The following is a 16,150-nucleotide window of genomic DNA, read 5'->3' as shown; positions in this document are numbered from 1 at the left end:
ACAGAAGGATAAAAATCATGAGTATTTTAGTTATCGCTGAGCACGACAATAACACCCTGAATGCTGCGACTCTAAATGTTGTTGCTGCGGCTCAAGAAATCGGTGGTGATATCACTGTATTGGTTGCAGGTTCTGGTGCTCAGGCAGTTGCTGATGCTGCTGCTAAAGTTGCTGGTGTAAGTAAAGTCTTACTTGCTGATAATGTAGCTTATGCCAACCAGCTGGCTGAAAATGTTGCTGCTTTAATTGCAGAAATTGGCAAGAACTATTCGCATATTCTTGCTGCTGCTACAACTTCCGGTAAAAATATTTTACCACGTGCGGCAGCTCTGCTTGATGTCAGCATGGTAACTGATATCGTGGCTGTGGTAGGTCCTAAAACCTTCCGTCGCCCGATTTATGCAGGAAACGCGATCGCGACTGTTGAATCTTCAGAAGATGTTATTGTAGGTACAGTTCGTGGTACAGCATTTGATGCAGTAGCTGCTGAAGGCGGTTCTGCAACAGTTGAAACGATTGGTGAAGTGAAAGATGCTGGTGTTTCGTCATTCGTAAATGAAGAGATCGTCAAATCTGAACGTCCTGAACTGGCTGGTGCACGTATTGTGGTATCCGGTGGTCGTGGTGTAGGTTCAGGCGAGAACTATCATAAAATCCTTGATCCGCTCGCTGACAAGCTTGGTGCTGCACAAGGTGCTTCACGTGCCGCAGTTGATGCTGGCTTTGTACCAAATGATATGCAGGTGGGTCAAACTGGCAAGATCGTTGCACCTGAGCTTTATATCGCTGTAGGTATCTCTGGAGCGATTCAGCATTTGGCTGGTATGAAAGATTCTAAAGTGATCGTAGCGATCAATAAAGATGAAGAAGCTCCAATCAATGCTATTGCTGACTACTGGCTGGTAGGTGACTTGAACCAGGTCATTCCTGAGTTGGTTTCTAAGCTTTAAGCATTTATATATCAAAAAACGTCCGTTTTCGGGCGTTTTTTATTTTTAAGTCAGGGCACTCTAAATTAAATACAAGAATTGCTAAGCCTAATAAAAAAATGAAAAATAAAGTAAATTTAACTTGGAAATTTTGAGCCAACTATAAAAAATAAAATAGCGTCAAGCCATCTTGCAAAACGCTCCTTATTTGAACAGTAAATAGCTGAAATAACTCAATAGAACTCGATGTTCAAACAAACAAAACCAAGCAGTTTTATGCTATACTCATTCGCTAATTTTTAATTTTGGCCTGAAGTTTTTTTAGGCTAATTTTTCGCAAGATTAATATATAAATATCTGTGGTTTTTAGGCCGCCGGTATGAAGAGGAGTATGCATGAGCGTATCGGAAATCCGCCCGATTGCCATTGAGGATGAACTCAAGCACTCGTATCTAGATTATGCAATGAGCGTGATTGTATCGCGTGCCTTGCCAGATGTGAGAGATGGTCTGAAACCTGTTCATCGTCGTGTGCTATATGCTATGCACGAGCTGGGTAACGACTACAATAAAGCTTATAAAAAGTCTGCCCGTGTGGTCGGTGATGTTATCGGTAAATATCACCCGCATGGTGATTCTGCCGTTTATGAAACTATCGTACGTATGGCGCAGGATTTCAGTCTGCGCTATCAACTGGTTGATGGCCAGGGTAACTTCGGTTCTGTCGATGGCGATAGTGCCGCCGCAATGCGTTATACCGAAGTACGTATGCGCAAACTCACCCATGAGATTCTGGCTGATCTTGAAAAAGATACCGTTGACTGGGAAGACAACTACGATGGTTCTGAGCGTATTCCTCAGGTCATGCCAACCCGTATTCCTAACCTGTTGATTAATGGTGCAGCCGGTATTGCAGTCGGTATGGCGACCAATATGGCGCCACACAACATGACTGAGGTGGTAAATGCCTGTCTGGCCTATGCAGACAATACCAATATCAGTGTTGAAGGGTTGATGGAGTATATCTCTGGTCCAGACTTCCCTACAGGTGGCATTATCTATGGTAAGTCAGGTATTGTAGACGCTTACCGTACAGGTAAGGGGCGCTTGCATATACGTGGTAAATATCATTTTGAAGAAGATGAAAAAACTGGCCGTACCACCATTGTATTTACCGAGATTCCTTATCAGGTTAACAAGGCAAGAGTAATCGAACGTATTGCTGAGCTGGTTAAAGAGAAAAAGCTGGAAGGTATTTCTGAGCTGCGTGATGAATCCGATAAAGACGGTATGCGTATCGCGATTGATTTAAAACGTGGCGAAAATGCTGAAGTTGTCGTAAATAACCTGTTTTTAAATACTCAGCTCGAAAATTCTTTTAGCATTAACATGGTTTGTCTGGACAATGGCCAGCCAAAACTGATGAACCTGAAAGATATTATTGCAGCGTTTATTCGCCACCGTCAGGAAGTGGTCACGCGTCGTACCATGTATGAGCTACGTAAGGCACGTGAACGTGGTCACATCTTGGAAGGCCTGACTGTCGCATTGGCGAATATCGACGATATTATCGATGCGATTAAAACTTCTGCGAATCCGGCAGAAGCACGTGAGCGTTTGCTTGCCGCAGATTGGGCCGCAGGTGGGGTTGGAGCAATGCTTGAAAGAGCAGGTTCGGTTTCAATTCGTCCAGATGAAATTGAAGGTGAAGATCCGAGTCGTCCATTCGGACTGGATCGCGACATTTATCGCCTGTCTCCAACACAGGTTGCAGCTATTCTTGAACTTCGCCTGAACCGTTTAACCGGTTTGGAACAAGATAAATTACATGCTGAATATTCAGAAATTCTGGGGCAGATTACTGAACTGACCGCGATTCTAAATGATTTCAACCTGTTAATGGCTGTAATTAAAGAAGAGCTGGCTTTAGTATTGCAACAGTATGGTGACGCACGGCGCACAGAAATTGTAGAATCACGGGTCGATTTTTCACGTGAAGACCTGATACCTGAGGAACAGGTTGTATTGACGGTCTCCCAGTCTGGCTATGCCAAGACTCAGCCATTGTCTGATTATGCAGCTCAGCGTCGTGGTGGACGGGGTAAGTCAGCTACCTCAATGAAAGAAGATGATTTCATTCAGCATCTGATTGTGACTTCAAATCATGCCACCGTACTGTGCTTTACCAATGTTGGTAAGGTTTATCGTCTGAGAGTTTTTGAAGTACCGCAGGCATCACGTGGTTCGCGTGGTCGTCCAATGATTAACTTGTTGCCGCTCGATGCAAATGAGACCATTACTGCCATTTTACCTGTCATTGATGCGCCGAAGAAATTTACTGAACGCTTGGCAGCCTTTAAAAACTTTGTAAAAACGAATACTGTAAAACTTCAGGATAATCCGGTCATTTCCGTGCATTTGCCAGAACTTGAGACAGCATTGGCAACGCTTGATGATAATGCTGACGAGCTCTCAGCTGAACTGCGTACCCAGCTAAAACAGTTATGTGTAGAGCTGGCTGTAACAGATTTGGATGATGAGATCATTATCGAGTTTGCCCAGCAGGCCGAAAGTGTCCGTAAAAACTATTATGTATTTATGGCCACAGCTTCCGGTACAGTAAAACGTGTTGAGCTTGAGCAGTTCAGTAATGTGCGCTCGAATGGTTTACGAGCAATTGAACTCAATGAAGAAGATACCCTGATTGGTGTGACTATTACTGATGGTGAACAGCAAATTATGCTGTTCTCTAACGAAGGTAAGGCTATCCGTTTTGCAGAAACTGATGTACGTGCCATGGGCCGTTCAGCTAAAGGTGTGCGTGGCATGCGTGTCGCACTGGCTGCCCAGGCAGAGGATACGGAAGATACTGATACTGACTCGGAAGATGAAGACTCTTCAGATTCAAATGTAGTCAGCCGTATAGTTTCACTGGTGGTTGTACCAGAAACTGGAGAAGTACTGTGCGCATCTGCAAATGGTTATGGCAAACGTACCCCTGTAGATGATTTCCCAACCAAAAAACGTGGCGGTAAAGGGGTTATTGCAATTAAGACCTCTGAACGTAATGGTGAACTGGTGGGTGCGGTTGCAATTGACGAAACCAAAGAGCTGATGCTGATTTCTGATGGGGGGACGCTGGTCCGTACGCGTGCAGCAGAAGTAGCCCAAACTGGGCGTAATGCTCAGGGCGTGCGTCTGATTCGTCTAGGCGAAGGAGAAACACTGGTTGGTGTGGTTTCTATTGAAGCCGTTGAAGAAGATGAAGTAGAAGCTTTCGAAACAGTTGAAAGTACTGAGCAACTGGAAGTTGAGAAAACTGAAACAGAACATCAGGAACCTCAAGAAGATTAAAGCCTGATAGTTAAAAAGGACGCTTCGGCGTCCTTTTTATTAGGTGATTATTTATAACTTAAACGATAATTTCCCCAAACCAGACAGACGGCTGCAAAGGCAGCCAGATAAATCATTTTGGGAAGCACCAAGCTGGTCGGCACACCCATCTGGTTAAGCTGAATAAACATCTGAATGCCTTGTGTAGAGGGTAAAGCGACTCCTAGCCATTGCATCCATTCCGGCATAGCCGCGTGCGGCCATGCGGTACCAGAGAGTAAAAATAATGGGATTGAAGTGAAAACAATAACATGGCCAGCACGTTCTGGCATGTCTAAATAAGAAGCCACCAATATAGCTAGGCCAATAACACTACTAATAAAAATAGGAACGCCGAGCAGCATTCCCCAAAAATTACCACCACGCGGATAGTCATAAAACCAGAATGTAAAACCGAACAGATATAAACAGCCTAGACAACCAATCGTTAAAATGGCAAAAAATAGACCAGATACTTCGGATTTTACTGGGCGCCACAGTTTTTCTCGATAGCCTGCAATTAACATGCTTAAACCCAGAACAATAGTTTGATGGATAATTAATGGCGCAATCGCTGGAAAAATATAGCTTCCATAGCCAGAGAGAGTGTTAAATAAAGGAATCTGATGTATAGGTACAGCAGGAGAAAAATGTGCAATTTCACCAAATTTTTCAGCCTGTTGAGCAATAGCATTTTCGACAGAAGTTGCAAGGCCTAAACCAATCTGCTTGGTTTTTAGAAAATAAGCTGCACTTAAATATAGTCCGATACCTCCTACCTCGCCGCGGCGTATACTATTGGAGAGCTGATCCGGCAGCAATAATATTCCATCTGCCTGCTGTTTCTGGATCATTAATTTCGCTTCAGCGAAATTTCCGGTTATTGCCTGGATTTTGACGTTTGGACTTTTTGCAACTTCAGTAATAATACTGGAAGTAACCAGACTTTGTTCTTCATCTACGATAACAATGGGTAAAGCTTCTGCTGTCTGAGCTTTATAAGCAGTCGGATAGAAAAAACTATAGAAAAACACAGAAAGAATGAGGGTAGTTAAAATTGAGCTATTACTGGCAATATCCTTAAATGTTTTTAAATAAAAATACAGGAACTGCTTCATAGGGCCGCTCCTTTTAAATATTTTTTCAAAAGCAGATAGCTGATTACTGCATAGAAGGCACAATAGACCGCAAGTATCAGTGCAGGAAGCCATGACACAGTAAGCGGGCTACCGACTACCCATTGTTCTGTCTGTAGTTTGGCATAAGGGGTATAAGGAATAATATTTGCCCAGAATTTTGTAAAAAGTGGGGCATTATTTAAAGGCAAGGTAACGCCAGCAAAGCTTAAGGAAGACCCGCCATAAACTGCAATAAAACCAAATGACTTTGCTAGATTTTGCGTAGCAAGTACCACAGTACTGCTAATCAAAGCGTAAGCACTATATAACAGGATTTGGCCAAGTAAAATTAACCATAAATGTCCAGCTATAAACCAGCCACGGATACCAGCAAGCCAAAACATCCACAACCAAGTCCAAGCTGTAAAAATAATTACATAGGTTATGTTTTTAGAAATAAGTGCACTAAAAATCGTTTGATGATGTACCCAGCTTTTAACACTCCGGTTTTTGAGTTCTTGGCCGACTGCAAATGCAACACAGCAACACAGCAACAAGTGTAAAATGGCCGGCACCATAAAAGGTTCCAGATAAAATTCGTAGCTCAGTCCCGGATTATATAAAGGTGAAATCTTTACATGGGGAGTAGGAGCCTCAAGATAGGGCAGTTGATTGGCCAGATAGCTTCTGCCCATAAAATCTGCGATTGCTTCTAATGTACCAATCAGCATGGCAGAAGAAATAGTATTTCCAATACTGAAATAACTCTGGTTGAATGCTATTGCAATCCCGCTATCCTGTGCCTGAACCAGGCGCTGCTCTGCGCCTTCCGGAATAATCACATATCCCCAAATTTTTGTCTGGTTCAGCAGGCGTTCAACTTCATCTTGATTAGGTGAAATAATTGCAATTTCTAGCACACTATTATGAGACAGATATTTATCAATATTTTGGCTGAGCTGGCTCTGATCCTGATCAATAATTGCAATAGGCAAATGCTCAGGCTTACCCTGATAGAACATGCTGCTGAATAAAATGATAATAAATAGTGGCGCCACTGTGACCAGACATAAATCCCAGCGGTGAGTGAGTAGATATTTCAGTTCACGACAGATTCCATACAACACTAGTGGTCCTCTTTAATCTTAAAAAGAACACTCATGCCAACTTTTAAATCAGGAATCTGCTGGGCAGGTGTCAGGTGTACTTTAAAACTGCGAATATCATAACCACCAGTTTGCCGGGTAGTTTTAATAGTGGCAAACTCACCTTCTGCATCAATATTCTCAATATTGAAAGTTGCCCGCCGGTTAAGTGCCGGAATAAAACCTTCCAGTTTTTGGGCTTTATAAATCTGTGTATACTGATCTTCACGGATGTTCAGGCTTACCCATAAACTGTCATCCTGAATCAGGCTGACTACAGGCACGCCAATCGCAACGAGTTCACTTGGCTTACCATAAGTTTTAGACACTGTACCACTAACAGGTGCGTATAATTTGGTCTCTGCCTCTAAAGCTTCTGCTTCACTTACCGCTGCTTTGGCTATATCGACCTGTGCATCTGCTGAAGAGCGCTGCTGTTCAGTACTGCCGCGTTTGGCACGCGCATATTGCTGATAGGCTGCTTCAGTCAGCTCCTGTGCAGAAACTTGAGCAGCATACAACTCGTCACGACGCTGCCTTGAAATTACTCCTTCCTTATACAGGTTTTCACCACGCTTATAAGTCGTTCGAGCCAGCTGCTCCTGAGCTTTAACACTTTGCCAGTTAGCATATAAGGTTGCGATATTTTCTTCTTGAGAGCCACGTTCAGCAGTTGACTGTAAAGCAAGAGCAGACTGCAGTGCTGCTAAGGCCTGCTGCTTTTTTGCGTCTACTTCGGGACTAAACAGACGAACCAGTGGCTGGTTTTTATTTACTTTCTGGCCCTCCCGTACATAAATTTCTTCAATACGGCTAGGGACCTTGGTGCTGACATAGATTGTTTCTGCTTCAACCCGGCCTTGAATTTCAATATCCTGTGGCTGATAACTTTTCCATAATCCAAATGCAATGGTAGCCAGTAAAATAATAACCAATATAATAATTGCAAGTTTAAGCCAGGCTCTTTTATGCTGAGGCTGCCGTTGTCTTGTTGCAAGCTTCTGTTCGGTATCAGCAGAATCTGGCTCAGTTTGACTCGGCTCGGCTGGCTCATGAATATTATCTTGAGAAGATGCAGTATTTTGTGCAGGTAGTTTTTTTTCTTCATTCATACTCATATCCTGTCGACCTTAGCGAATATAGACTGTATCAGGTTGATGAATATAGCTTTTAAACTGTTCAATTGAGCCATGACCCTGTAACAGACTTGCCAGTGAAATAATATATTTATAAGCATTTAAAGCCATTTCACCTTTTAAAATATTTAAACTGTTTTGGGCATCAATGACTTGGGTGGCTGTTCCCATATCTTCTTTAAATGATAATTCCTGTATACGAAGATTTTCTTGAGCAGCACGCATGTTTTGCTGTAACAGTCGATGACTGTTTTGCGCAGAGGTTAATTCACTATAAGATTTGAACAGAATATTCTCGATTTCCTGTTTGGTGCGTTCGGTAGCAAGACCAGCGGCGTAACGTTGTAGTTCCGCTGCTTGCACTTTTTTCTGTTTATCTATACCCGAAAACAGATTATAACGGGCAGCCATACCTATGATCCAATTTTGCTGTTCGTCTAAACTGTATTCACCAAAAGCAAAAATACTGGGTTTCTTTGCAGCATTTTGAGCACGCACATTTTCTTCAGCTAATAGTGTATCAGTCTGCATTTTGCGAATGAGAGTGGATTGTTCAGGATAAGTCGCCATAAGTTGAGCCAGAACCGGTGACTGCTGTGAATTTATAAACAAAGGCGTATTAAGACTGTCTACAGTTTGCTGCTTAAGTAAATTCTGTAATTGAAAACGGCTGGCCTCAAGATTGGCTTGACTATTTTGCAGGGCACGTTCGGCATTATTGCGGGCAACTTCAAATTGCATGCGCTGCCCTTTACTGATAAACCCGGCACGTTCCAGCTTGAGGGCATTATTATAATGATTTTGCATTGCATCACGATTAGTACGGCTAATGCTATTCAATTCTTGCTGTAACTGAGTATTAAAATATGCCTGAATGATTTCAAAGCGTTGTATATCTTGTTGTTGCCGGCTATCAAGCTGACTACGCTGTGCCTGAATATTAGCAATTTGTTTGGCGCTTTGGGTAAGACCGCCCGTATATAAAGGCATCATCAATGATATAGTTGGGCGTACCACTTCATCTTCAAGCACAACATTTGCGGTATCCGGTATAAGGCCAATGCCCCCATGAATAACTTGTCCTATACCGTTACGCAATGGGTCAGTAATATCTGTAGGTAAACCATTTTCTCCTTGCCATTGGTCGATACGCTCATTCACACCCTGTGAAAGAGTTTGTTCAAGGTTATTTTTTACAGATTTGAGGGGAAGATCAATTTCATTATGAAAGGTATAGGCCCGTACATTTAAATCTATGCGGGGTAAGCCTAAACCTTTAGTGGCTTCAGCTTCTAACTGTGAAGCCTGCTGCAAAGCCATGCTTGCCTGTGAACTATAAGAGTTTTGAAGGATATATTGTTCAGCTTGTTCATAACTAAACGTCTGTGCAAAGCCAGTTCCTGTATATAATAGGAAAGTTGTAATAAAACCTATTTTATAAAAATAGTGAGGAACTAGTTTTAAATCAGAAGATCTGAATATTAATTTTCTTAAAATCTGCATATATTAAACAGCTTTTCAAAATTTCTAGGTAGTTTAATCTTTTATATCAATATTTCTATTACTACATTGTTTCTGTTGAAGTTGTCTTTTAAGACTAAAGTTTGTCTTTATCCTTTATATTATAGTTTAAAATAAAATTTAACAGGTAAATCTTATTTTAATATTATATAAAATTGCAGAGAATTGGGCTAAAAGCAAATAATCTTTTTAGTATTTAATCTACAAATGTATTGATAAATAGTTCTCTATGATTTTTTAAATAAACTTTAGAAAGGTTGAATTATTATATAAGTTCCTAATTAAACTAACATCCTATTTTTATTGAATAAACTGTTCTATCTTTAAGTAAGTATTGAAATATCGGTTCGAGAATTTACTGCATCATTTGCCAATATGTGATTAAATGCCTTGATTTTATTTTTTTAATTTCTTGAAGGGAAAAATCATGCGCGCGTATAATTTCTGTGCTGGTCCTGCTGCATTACCTACTGCTGTTTTAGAAAAAGCTCAACAGGAACTGTTGAATTGGCAGGGTAAAGGCGTTTCCATCATGGAGATGAGCCATCGAAGTAAAGATTATGTCGCTGTTGCCGAAAAGGCAGAAGCAGACCTGCGTAAACTCATGAACATTCCTCAAAACTATAAAGTTTTATTTTTACAAGGTGGTGCCTCCCTACAGTTTTCTGCTATTCCGCTAAATCTACTGGGTAAAAATAATAAGGCCGACTATATTTCTACAGGTATCTGGTCTGAAAAAGCCTATAAAGAAGCACAGCGTTATGGCGATATTAATGTAATACAAGCTGGCACAACGGTGAATGGCAAACTGGCGATTAGTGAACAGGCTCACTGGAACCTATCTAAAGATGCAGCTTATGTGCATTATGCAGATAATGAAACTATTGGTGGATTACAGTTTGCAAGTGTTCCTGAGGTAGATGCGCCACTGGTTTCTGATTTTTCTTCAAGTATTTTATCTGCGCCGCTGGACGTTTCCAAATTTGGACTGATCTATGCGGGTGCACAGAAGAATATTGGTCCTGCTGGTCTGACTCTGGTTATTATACGTGATGACCTGCTCGATCAGGCTAAACCTGAAATTCCAAGTCTTTTGAAGTATTCAGCGCAAGCTAAAGACGGCTCTATGGTAAATACACCTTCAACCTATGCCTGGTATTTATCTGGATTGGTATTTGAGTGGCTGCTGGAGCAGGGCGGTGTAGAAGCAATTCATAAAATTAATCTGGAAAAAGCTAAACTGCTGTATGGTTATATTGATGCCAGTGATTTTTATGCGAATCCAATTGCAGAAGCAAATCGTTCACTCATGAATGTTCCGTTTACTCTGGCAAATCCGGAACTGGAAAAACTTTTCTTGAAAGAAGCTGAAGAAAACCATCTATTAAATCTGGCCGGTCACCGTTCAGTAGGTGGTATGCGTGCAAGCATTTATAATGCTGTACCATTAGAGGGTGTTCAGGCACTAGTTGATTTTATGGATGACTTTGCCAAACGCAATGCTTAAACTGATACATATAATTAATAAAGAACCCTCTATAAATTAGAGGGTTTTTTATTAATGAATAAAAATTTTAGAATTGGATTATGCCCAGTTGATGAATAATAATGGCAGAAATAAACATACCGAGAAGAAAGAAACATAAGGCTCCCATATCAACTTTAATACGTAGACCGCTATGTTCAACAATTCGTGTAGTCGTCTGTTCTGGAATAATTTTCATCAAGGAACCTAAATAATGCTATTATTTTTTAAATCCTATCAATTGCTGCTAGTTTTAGCATAAATATTCGCCTGAATCCAGATATTGCCTCGAATATATTGGCCAATTTTAAAGTTTTCGTACTTTTTATTGCGAGTCGCGATCCGGATAAGAGTAGCTGGTGTGTTTTCTTCTAAAATAAGCGTTACATCATAAACAGTATAATCCTGGTCCATAAACTGCATACTGGTCTTGCCTACAATATTCCCTTGAAACCAGGCTTCATCTTCTTGACCGATTGTCTCTCCATACAGATAGGCTACCATTTTAGAAAAATCAACTGTTACAGGCGCAGTATCTTCTTCAGACTTTGGTTCCCATGCATCAATCAATTCCTGAAGATTGGCTGGGGCAACACCATTATGTTGCTGTAAAATATCATTTAATGCCCGGTGCTGACGAATCGATGCCGGGTCATCGACTACCAGTTCTTCATGAGCAGAAACAGCTTCAAGTTCATATGCCCAAGCATTAAGCTGAACCTGATAGCTTTGACCTTTTTCATAACACTGATGATTAACACTGTATAAACTGTCAAATGCATACACTACAGTATTCGGATTATTACCAAGTTGCAGACGCAGAACTGCCTGAGTACCTGATTTACAACTAATAATACGCTCTATTTTTGCATTATAGCGATAAGGACTATCAAATACAGGAAATGCAGTCTTGAGTGCTTTTGGCTTATTATTTTCTACTGCAATAATTTGTGCTAGACGAACAGGTGATTTATCCGGACCTTGAATCAGCCAGACAGAGGCATCCATTTCCTGCTCATTCTGACATAAACCCATAGGCATCATCGGTGAGTCAAGTGACATACCTAACCATTTAGGGACTTCAGTTTCAGGCTGGTCAGTTAATAAATTCCAGTGTTCAACGTGACTACCAAAATTCTGATCATTGATCAGGATAATTTCCGGGCTGTTCTGATTATTCATATGCACTATTAGGGATCGCGTGAGTATATCTATTAAATCGAGGGTAACTTGTATTTTTCAAGCCCATCATTACGCTCTTTTACTTCTAAATTCAGCATTTGGAGCAAAACTAATTTATCTGAAACTAAACTGTAAATAAAGACCAGAGATCTGGTGCGTTTTAATGCCTGTTAAAGACTTGCAATCAGTAGGGTGAAGAATATGGCAATAAAGGATAATTTATAAAGATTGTTCCTAAAAAATAACTGAACTTTGTTAAACTGAGAATCTTATACTTACGGAGTTTTCAGGTGCTGCCCTTTAAATTATGGATTGATGCGGATGCTCTACCGCGTATTTTACGTGATGTGATTATGCGGGCTTCAGATCGTTACCAGCTTGAAGTAACTTTTGTGGCAAACCAGAATGTCGGTATTACTCCATCAGTACGTATTAATTCGATTCAGGTCATGGGTGGGGCTGACCAAGCCGATCAGGAAATTGTCAACCGGATGCAAAATAATGACATTGTGGTAACACAAGATATTCCATTGGCCGCACAGGTCATCGAAAAGGGGGGTATCGCTATTCACCCTCGTGGAGAGATTTTCACTACAGCTAATATTAAAGCGCGGTTGCATTTACGGGACTTTATGGATACCTTGCGCGGAGCTGGGGTTCAGACAGGGGGCCCACCACCTATTTCAGACCGAGATAAACGTGAGTTTGCCAGTAGCCTGGATCAGACCATATTAAAGCAGAAGCGTAAGACAGCCTCATGAATCAGAAGGTGCCGGTCTCTCGCGGCAATATTGTGTTTACCTACACTATTCTGGTATTCATCTGGGCTACTACTCCACTGGCAATCGTCTGGAGCGTCCATGATCTGCATGTCATGTGGGCAATGGTGATTCGTTTTTTTATAGCTTTACCACTAGCAGCTCTTTTGCTGCTCTTGCTCAGAGTAAAGCTTCCCATTCATAAAGTAGCGCTGCACAGTTATATCGCGGGTTCCTTTAGCTTGATTGGTTCGCAAATTTTTACCTATGCAGCGACAGGTTATCTCAGTTCAGGCATTATTGCATTGATGTTTGGGCTGGCACCAATTATGGCAGGTTTAATTGGCCGTTTTTTATTTAAGCAGCATTTATATAGTATGCAATGGCTGGGAATGGGGATCGCAGTAGCAGGGCTCTCGATTATTTGTCTGGGAGGAAATACAGGCCAGCAGGTTCATCCTGTAGGCATTCTCCTGATGTTGCTGAGTGTTTTTAATTATGCTTTATCTATTTTCTGGGTAAAGAAAGTAAATGCGCAGGTTGAACCAATGGCACAGGCGACTGGTTCGATTATCGTGTCCGTGCTCGGTTGTATGCTGCTGCTTCCTTTCATCTGGCAGTATGCACCGAGCCATATTCCAGATACCAAATCGTTGATGGCTTTATTCTATACGGTGATTATGGCATCTCTGGTTGCAATGTTCTGTTATTTCAAACTGGTCCAGAACATTCAGGCAACTACTCTGTCTTTAACCAACGTCATGACACCGATGCTGGCTATTCTCATTGGTTCAGTATTAAATCATGAAAAACTGACAGTCATGATTTTTGTGGGCGCTACTGTACTGTTATCAGGACTTTTTCTTTACTTTTATCGTGATATTAAGGCAAGTCGTGAACTTGCCCAGAAAATTAAAAGTAATTAGAACTTTAATCTAGCTTGCTACACCTTGAGTAGAATTAATACATTCAGCAAGCTTGGCACGATCTTGAGGATGCAGTGTCACAAAATAAGCTCCTGTCCGGAAGCCTGTTTCATCCTTAGGCTTGCTATAAACCACTTGGGCAATTGTTGCTACATGAAAGAAATTATCAGGATGACTTAATGTTAAATGAATATAGCTTCCATCTTTAAGCTGTTGATTTGTATAAAAGCTGATACCACTTTCTGAAATATTAACCTGTTCAGGCACAGGTAGCATGGTCTGGACGATAGCGTCATAAAGAGACCCTGTAATCAGATTCATTTTCTGGTTAAATAAGGATAGTATTCGAGCAATTTGTTGATCTTTTTGATTTAATTGTTCTAATTCGTAGTTAATAGCATGATCAAATTGATCTAATTCTGCAAGTAGTAGAAAATAACGCGGCAATACAAAATTAGGGTCGTAAGGATCGTTAAGAGCAACATCATCAGAGATAATCTGATAATTAATCCTTAAAGCAGCATCAATGCGGGACATCACGCGACGTTCGTTCGAAGCACCCTGATGCTGTAATGTTTCCATAATGAATTACCTCGGACTAGATGGTATGTTTAAACCAATCTCGCTGTATATAGGGTTGAGATACACTCGCGCACGGCGTAGTAATCACTTTATTTCTTTTATTGCTTTAGTTTCCATGATCGGCCTGACCTTGGGTGTAGCAGTTCTTATTACAGTTCTGTCTGTCATGAATGGTTTTGACCGAGAGTTAAAAAACCGTGTTTTGGGCATGATACCTCAGGCCACAGTTTCTTCAACCCAGATTTTAACAGATTGGCCCGAACTTGCAAAAAAAGTCGAGAGCCACGAACATGTTACTGGCGCAGCACCATTTACCCAGTTACAGGGGATGCTAACTGCACAAGGCCAAGTTGCAGGTCTGATGGTAACTGGAATAGAACCTCAATATGAAAAAAAGGTTTCTATTATTCAGGATCATATGGTTGAGGGAAGCATTGATAGCCTGAAAAAAGGTGAATTTGGTATTGTGCTGGGGAAACAGATGACAGATGCACTCGGCCTCGGGCTGAATGACAGTGTCACTTTAGTATTGCCTGAAGCCACACCTTCACCGGCAGGGGTTGTGCCTCGCTTTAAACGTTTCAAAATTGTGGGCATTTTCAGTATTGGAGCTGAAGTAGATTCCATGATGGGCTATATTGCCTTAAATGATGCTTCGACTTTGTTACGTTTGCCGGATGGTGCTCAGGGTGTACGTCTGAAGCTGGATGATATCTTCAGTGCACCTCAGGTAGCTAGCTCGATTGCCCGTGAATTACCAGGGAATTTCTATGCTTCGGACTGGACCTATACTCATGGGAACCTGTTTAGTGCCATCCAGATGGAAAAAGCGATGGTAAGCCTGCTCCTGTTTCTAATCGTTCTGGTTGCTGCATTTAATATTGTTTCTTCTCTGGTCATGGTAGTGACCGATAAAAAATCTGATATCGCTATTTTAAGAACACTAGGTGCATCACCCGCTACAATTACCCGTATATTTATGGTACAGGGAACAGTAATTGGAGTCATCGGGACAGTATCAGGCGCAATTTTAGGAATTATTTTTGCCTCAAGTATCAGCAGCTTTATTTCATGGCTGAATAATGCTTTTGGTCTGCACCTGTTTGATGCCTACTTTATTAATTATTTGCCTTCTTATCTCAGATGGCAGGATGTCGTAGTCATCGTCAGTCTGTCTCTGATTTTAAGCTTTCTGGCAACTATTTATCCGGCACTGCGTGCAGCTAAAATTCAACCTGCCGAGGCTTTACGTTATGAATAATACAGTACTTGAAGCCCGTAATATCTATAAGCATTTCACGGATGGGAAATCAACCGTAGAGGTGATTAAAGGCTTATCTTTAGAGATCAAGGCGGGTGAGTTTACATCGATTGTTGGAGCCAGTGGCTCTGGTAAAAGTACCTTACTACATGTTTTAGGGGGGCTAGACCGGCCAACTGAGGGTGAGGTGTTTCTAAATGGACAGCGCTTTGACAATTTAGGTGAAGCTGAACGTGGTTTTATGCGTAACCAGTATCTTGGGTTTGTCTACCAATTTCATCATTTACTGCCAGAGTTTACTGCTTTTGAAAATGTAGCAATGCCCCTGATGCTGCGCAAAAATACACAGTTTAAAGAAGCCAAACAGCAAGCAGAATACTTGCTGGAACGGGTCGGCCTGTCACACCGGATAACGCATAAACCAGGCGAATTATCTGGTGGTGAGCGTCAGCGTGTAGCTTTGGCGCGGGCATTGGTAACCAAACCTGCTTTAATGCTGGCTGATGAGCCGACAGGTAACCTGGACCGTAAAACTGCTGTAGGTATCTTTGAGTTATTAAGTGAACTGCGTCAGGAATTGAACATGGCAATGCTGATTGTAACTCATGATGAGCAGCTGGCCCAAGCTGCCGATTCAATTCTGCATATGCAGGATGGCTTATGGGTGAACGCGTAAGTCGGAGATAATCTGATCAT

The 16,150-nt window shown here is 41.5% G+C and carries 14 protein-coding genes; 7 read left to right on the top strand and 7 right to left on the bottom strand.

What is annotated here, in order from left to right:
* Positions 1-17 precede the first annotated feature (17 nt).
* Positions 18-950: an FAD-binding protein gene (locus ACRAD_RS09975; RefSeq protein ID WP_005027104.1), complete on the top strand. Its 933-nt coding sequence runs from the start codon at positions 18-20 to the stop codon at positions 948-950.
* A 374-nt stretch (positions 951-1,324) separates the two neighbouring features.
* On the top strand, positions 1,325-4,282 hold the full coding sequence (gene gyrA / locus ACRAD_RS09970) for a DNA gyrase subunit A (RefSeq protein WP_010699842.1): 2,958 nt from the start codon (positions 1,325-1,327) through the stop codon (positions 4,280-4,282).
* 47 nt (positions 4,283-4,329) lie between these two features.
* On the opposite strand, the gene ACRAD_RS09965 is transcribed toward gyrA, so the two are convergent.
* The 4 genes from ACRAD_RS09965 to ACRAD_RS09950 are packed head-to-tail and all read right to left on the bottom strand — an operon-like array spanning position 4,330 to position 9,202.
* Positions 4,330-5,418: an ABC transporter permease gene (locus ACRAD_RS09965; RefSeq protein WP_005027101.1), complete on the bottom strand. Its 1,089-nt coding sequence runs from the start codon at positions 5,416-5,418 to the stop codon at positions 4,330-4,332.
* Complete coding sequence (locus ACRAD_RS09960) at positions 5,415-6,545, bottom strand: ABC transporter permease (RefSeq protein WP_005027099.1); 1,131 nt, start codon at positions 6,543-6,545, stop codon at positions 5,415-5,417. The genes ACRAD_RS09965 and ACRAD_RS09960 overlap by 4 nt, the downstream gene beginning before the upstream one ends.
* Entirely contained in the window at positions 6,545-7,675 is a 1,131-nt protein-coding gene (locus tag ACRAD_RS09955) for an HlyD family secretion protein (protein ID WP_005027098.1), read from the bottom strand. Before ACRAD_RS09955 ends, ACRAD_RS09960 begins: the two co-directional genes overlap by 1 nt.
* Before the next feature lie 18 nt (positions 7,676-7,693).
* Complete coding sequence (locus ACRAD_RS09950) at positions 7,694-9,202, bottom strand: TolC family protein (RefSeq protein WP_005027096.1); 1,509 nt, start codon at positions 9,200-9,202, stop codon at positions 7,694-7,696.
* A 445-nt stretch (positions 9,203-9,647) separates the two neighbouring features.
* On the opposite strand from ACRAD_RS09950, the gene serC reads away from it, so the two are divergent.
* On the top strand, positions 9,648-10,727 hold the full coding sequence (serC, locus tag ACRAD_RS09945) for a 3-phosphoserine/phosphohydroxythreonine transaminase (protein ID WP_005027094.1): 1,080 nt from the start codon (positions 9,648-9,650) through the stop codon (positions 10,725-10,727).
* A 67-nt stretch (positions 10,728-10,794) separates the two neighbouring features.
* Here the strand turns inward: serC and ACRAD_RS16495 are convergent, their stop codons facing one another.
* Positions 10,795-10,944: a hypothetical protein gene (locus tag ACRAD_RS16495; protein WP_005027092.1), complete on the bottom strand. Its 150-nt coding sequence runs from the start codon at positions 10,942-10,944 to the stop codon at positions 10,795-10,797.
* Between the two features lie 38 nt (positions 10,945-10,982).
* A complete protein-coding gene (locus tag ACRAD_RS09940; RefSeq protein ID WP_005027091.1) occupies positions 10,983-11,927 on the bottom strand; it encodes a hypothetical protein in 945 nt (314 codons plus the stop codon).
* A gap of 290 nt (positions 11,928-12,217) precedes the next feature.
* On the opposite strand from ACRAD_RS09940, the gene ACRAD_RS09935 reads away from it, so the two are divergent.
* Together ACRAD_RS09935 and ACRAD_RS09930 are read left to right on the top strand one after the other, a co-directional pair.
* Entirely contained in the window at positions 12,218-12,688 is a 471-nt protein-coding gene (locus ACRAD_RS09935; RefSeq protein WP_005019268.1) for a YaiI/YqxD family protein, read from the top strand.
* On the top strand, positions 12,685-13,611 hold the full coding sequence (locus ACRAD_RS09930; RefSeq protein WP_005027088.1) for a DMT family transporter: 927 nt from the start codon (positions 12,685-12,687) through the stop codon (positions 13,609-13,611). Before ACRAD_RS09935 ends, ACRAD_RS09930 begins: the two co-directional genes overlap by 4 nt.
* A gap of 9 nt (positions 13,612-13,620) precedes the next feature.
* Here ACRAD_RS09930 and ACRAD_RS09925 read toward each other — a convergent pair whose 3' ends face one another.
* On the bottom strand, positions 13,621-14,193 hold the full coding sequence (locus tag ACRAD_RS09925) for a PilZ domain-containing protein (RefSeq protein ID WP_005019270.1): 573 nt from the start codon (positions 14,191-14,193) through the stop codon (positions 13,621-13,623).
* 25 nt (positions 14,194-14,218) lie between these two features.
* On the opposite strand from ACRAD_RS09925, the gene ACRAD_RS09920 reads away from it, so the two are divergent.
* Together ACRAD_RS09920 and lolD are read left to right on the top strand one after the other, a co-directional pair.
* Positions 14,219-15,454: a lipoprotein-releasing ABC transporter permease subunit gene (locus ACRAD_RS09920; RefSeq protein WP_005019271.1), complete on the top strand. Its 1,236-nt coding sequence runs from the start codon at positions 14,219-14,221 to the stop codon at positions 15,452-15,454.
* A complete protein-coding gene (gene lolD / locus ACRAD_RS09915) occupies positions 15,447-16,130 on the top strand; it encodes a lipoprotein-releasing ABC transporter ATP-binding protein LolD (RefSeq protein ID WP_005019272.1) in 684 nt (227 codons plus the stop codon). Before ACRAD_RS09920 ends, lolD begins: the two co-directional genes overlap by 8 nt.
* Positions 16,131-16,150 lie beyond the last annotated feature (20 nt).

Source organism: Acinetobacter radioresistens DSM 6976 = NBRC 102413 = CIP 103788, assembly GCF_006757745.1.
Classification (GTDB): domain Bacteria; phylum Pseudomonadota; class Gammaproteobacteria; order Pseudomonadales; family Moraxellaceae; genus Acinetobacter; species Acinetobacter radioresistens.
Note: the sequence above shows the minus strand (reverse complement) of the source record. Positions and strands in the feature narration are given on the sequence as shown.

Excerpts from the sequence above, each read along its gene's own strand:
- ACRAD_RS09975 (WP_005027104.1), top strand. The coding sequence starts at position 18 with ATGAGTATTTTAGTTATCGCTGAGCACGACAATAACACCCTGAATGCT.
- gyrA (WP_010699842.1), top strand. The coding sequence starts at position 1,325 with ATGAGCGTATCGGAAATCCGCCCGATTGCCATTGAGGATGAACTCAAG.
- ACRAD_RS09965 (WP_005027101.1), bottom strand. The coding sequence starts at position 5,418 with ATGAAGCAGTTCCTGTATTTTTATTTAAAAACATTTAAGGATATTGCC.
- ACRAD_RS09955 (WP_005027098.1), bottom strand. The coding sequence starts at position 7,675 with ATGAATGAAGAAAAAAAACTACCTGCACAAAATACTGCATCTTCTCAA.
- ACRAD_RS09950 (WP_005027096.1), bottom strand. The coding sequence starts at position 9,202 with ATGCAGATTTTAAGAAAATTAATATTCAGATCTTCTGATTTAAAACTA.
- serC (WP_005027094.1), top strand. The coding sequence starts at position 9,648 with ATGCGCGCGTATAATTTCTGTGCTGGTCCTGCTGCATTACCTACTGCT.
- ACRAD_RS16495 (WP_005027092.1), bottom strand. The coding sequence starts at position 10,944 with ATGAAAATTATTCCAGAACAGACGACTACACGAATTGTTGAACATAGC.
- ACRAD_RS09940 (WP_005027091.1), bottom strand. The coding sequence starts at position 11,927 with ATGAATAATCAGAACAGCCCGGAAATTATCCTGATCAATGATCAGAAT.
- ACRAD_RS09930 (WP_005027088.1), top strand. The coding sequence starts at position 12,685 with ATGAATCAGAAGGTGCCGGTCTCTCGCGGCAATATTGTGTTTACCTAC.
- ACRAD_RS09925 (WP_005019270.1), bottom strand. The coding sequence starts at position 14,193 with ATGGAAACATTACAGCATCAGGGTGCTTCGAACGAACGTCGCGTGATG.
- ACRAD_RS09920 (WP_005019271.1), top strand. The coding sequence starts at position 14,219 with ATGTTTAAACCAATCTCGCTGTATATAGGGTTGAGATACACTCGCGCA.
- lolD (WP_005019272.1), top strand. The coding sequence starts at position 15,447 with ATGAATAATACAGTACTTGAAGCCCGTAATATCTATAAGCATTTCACG.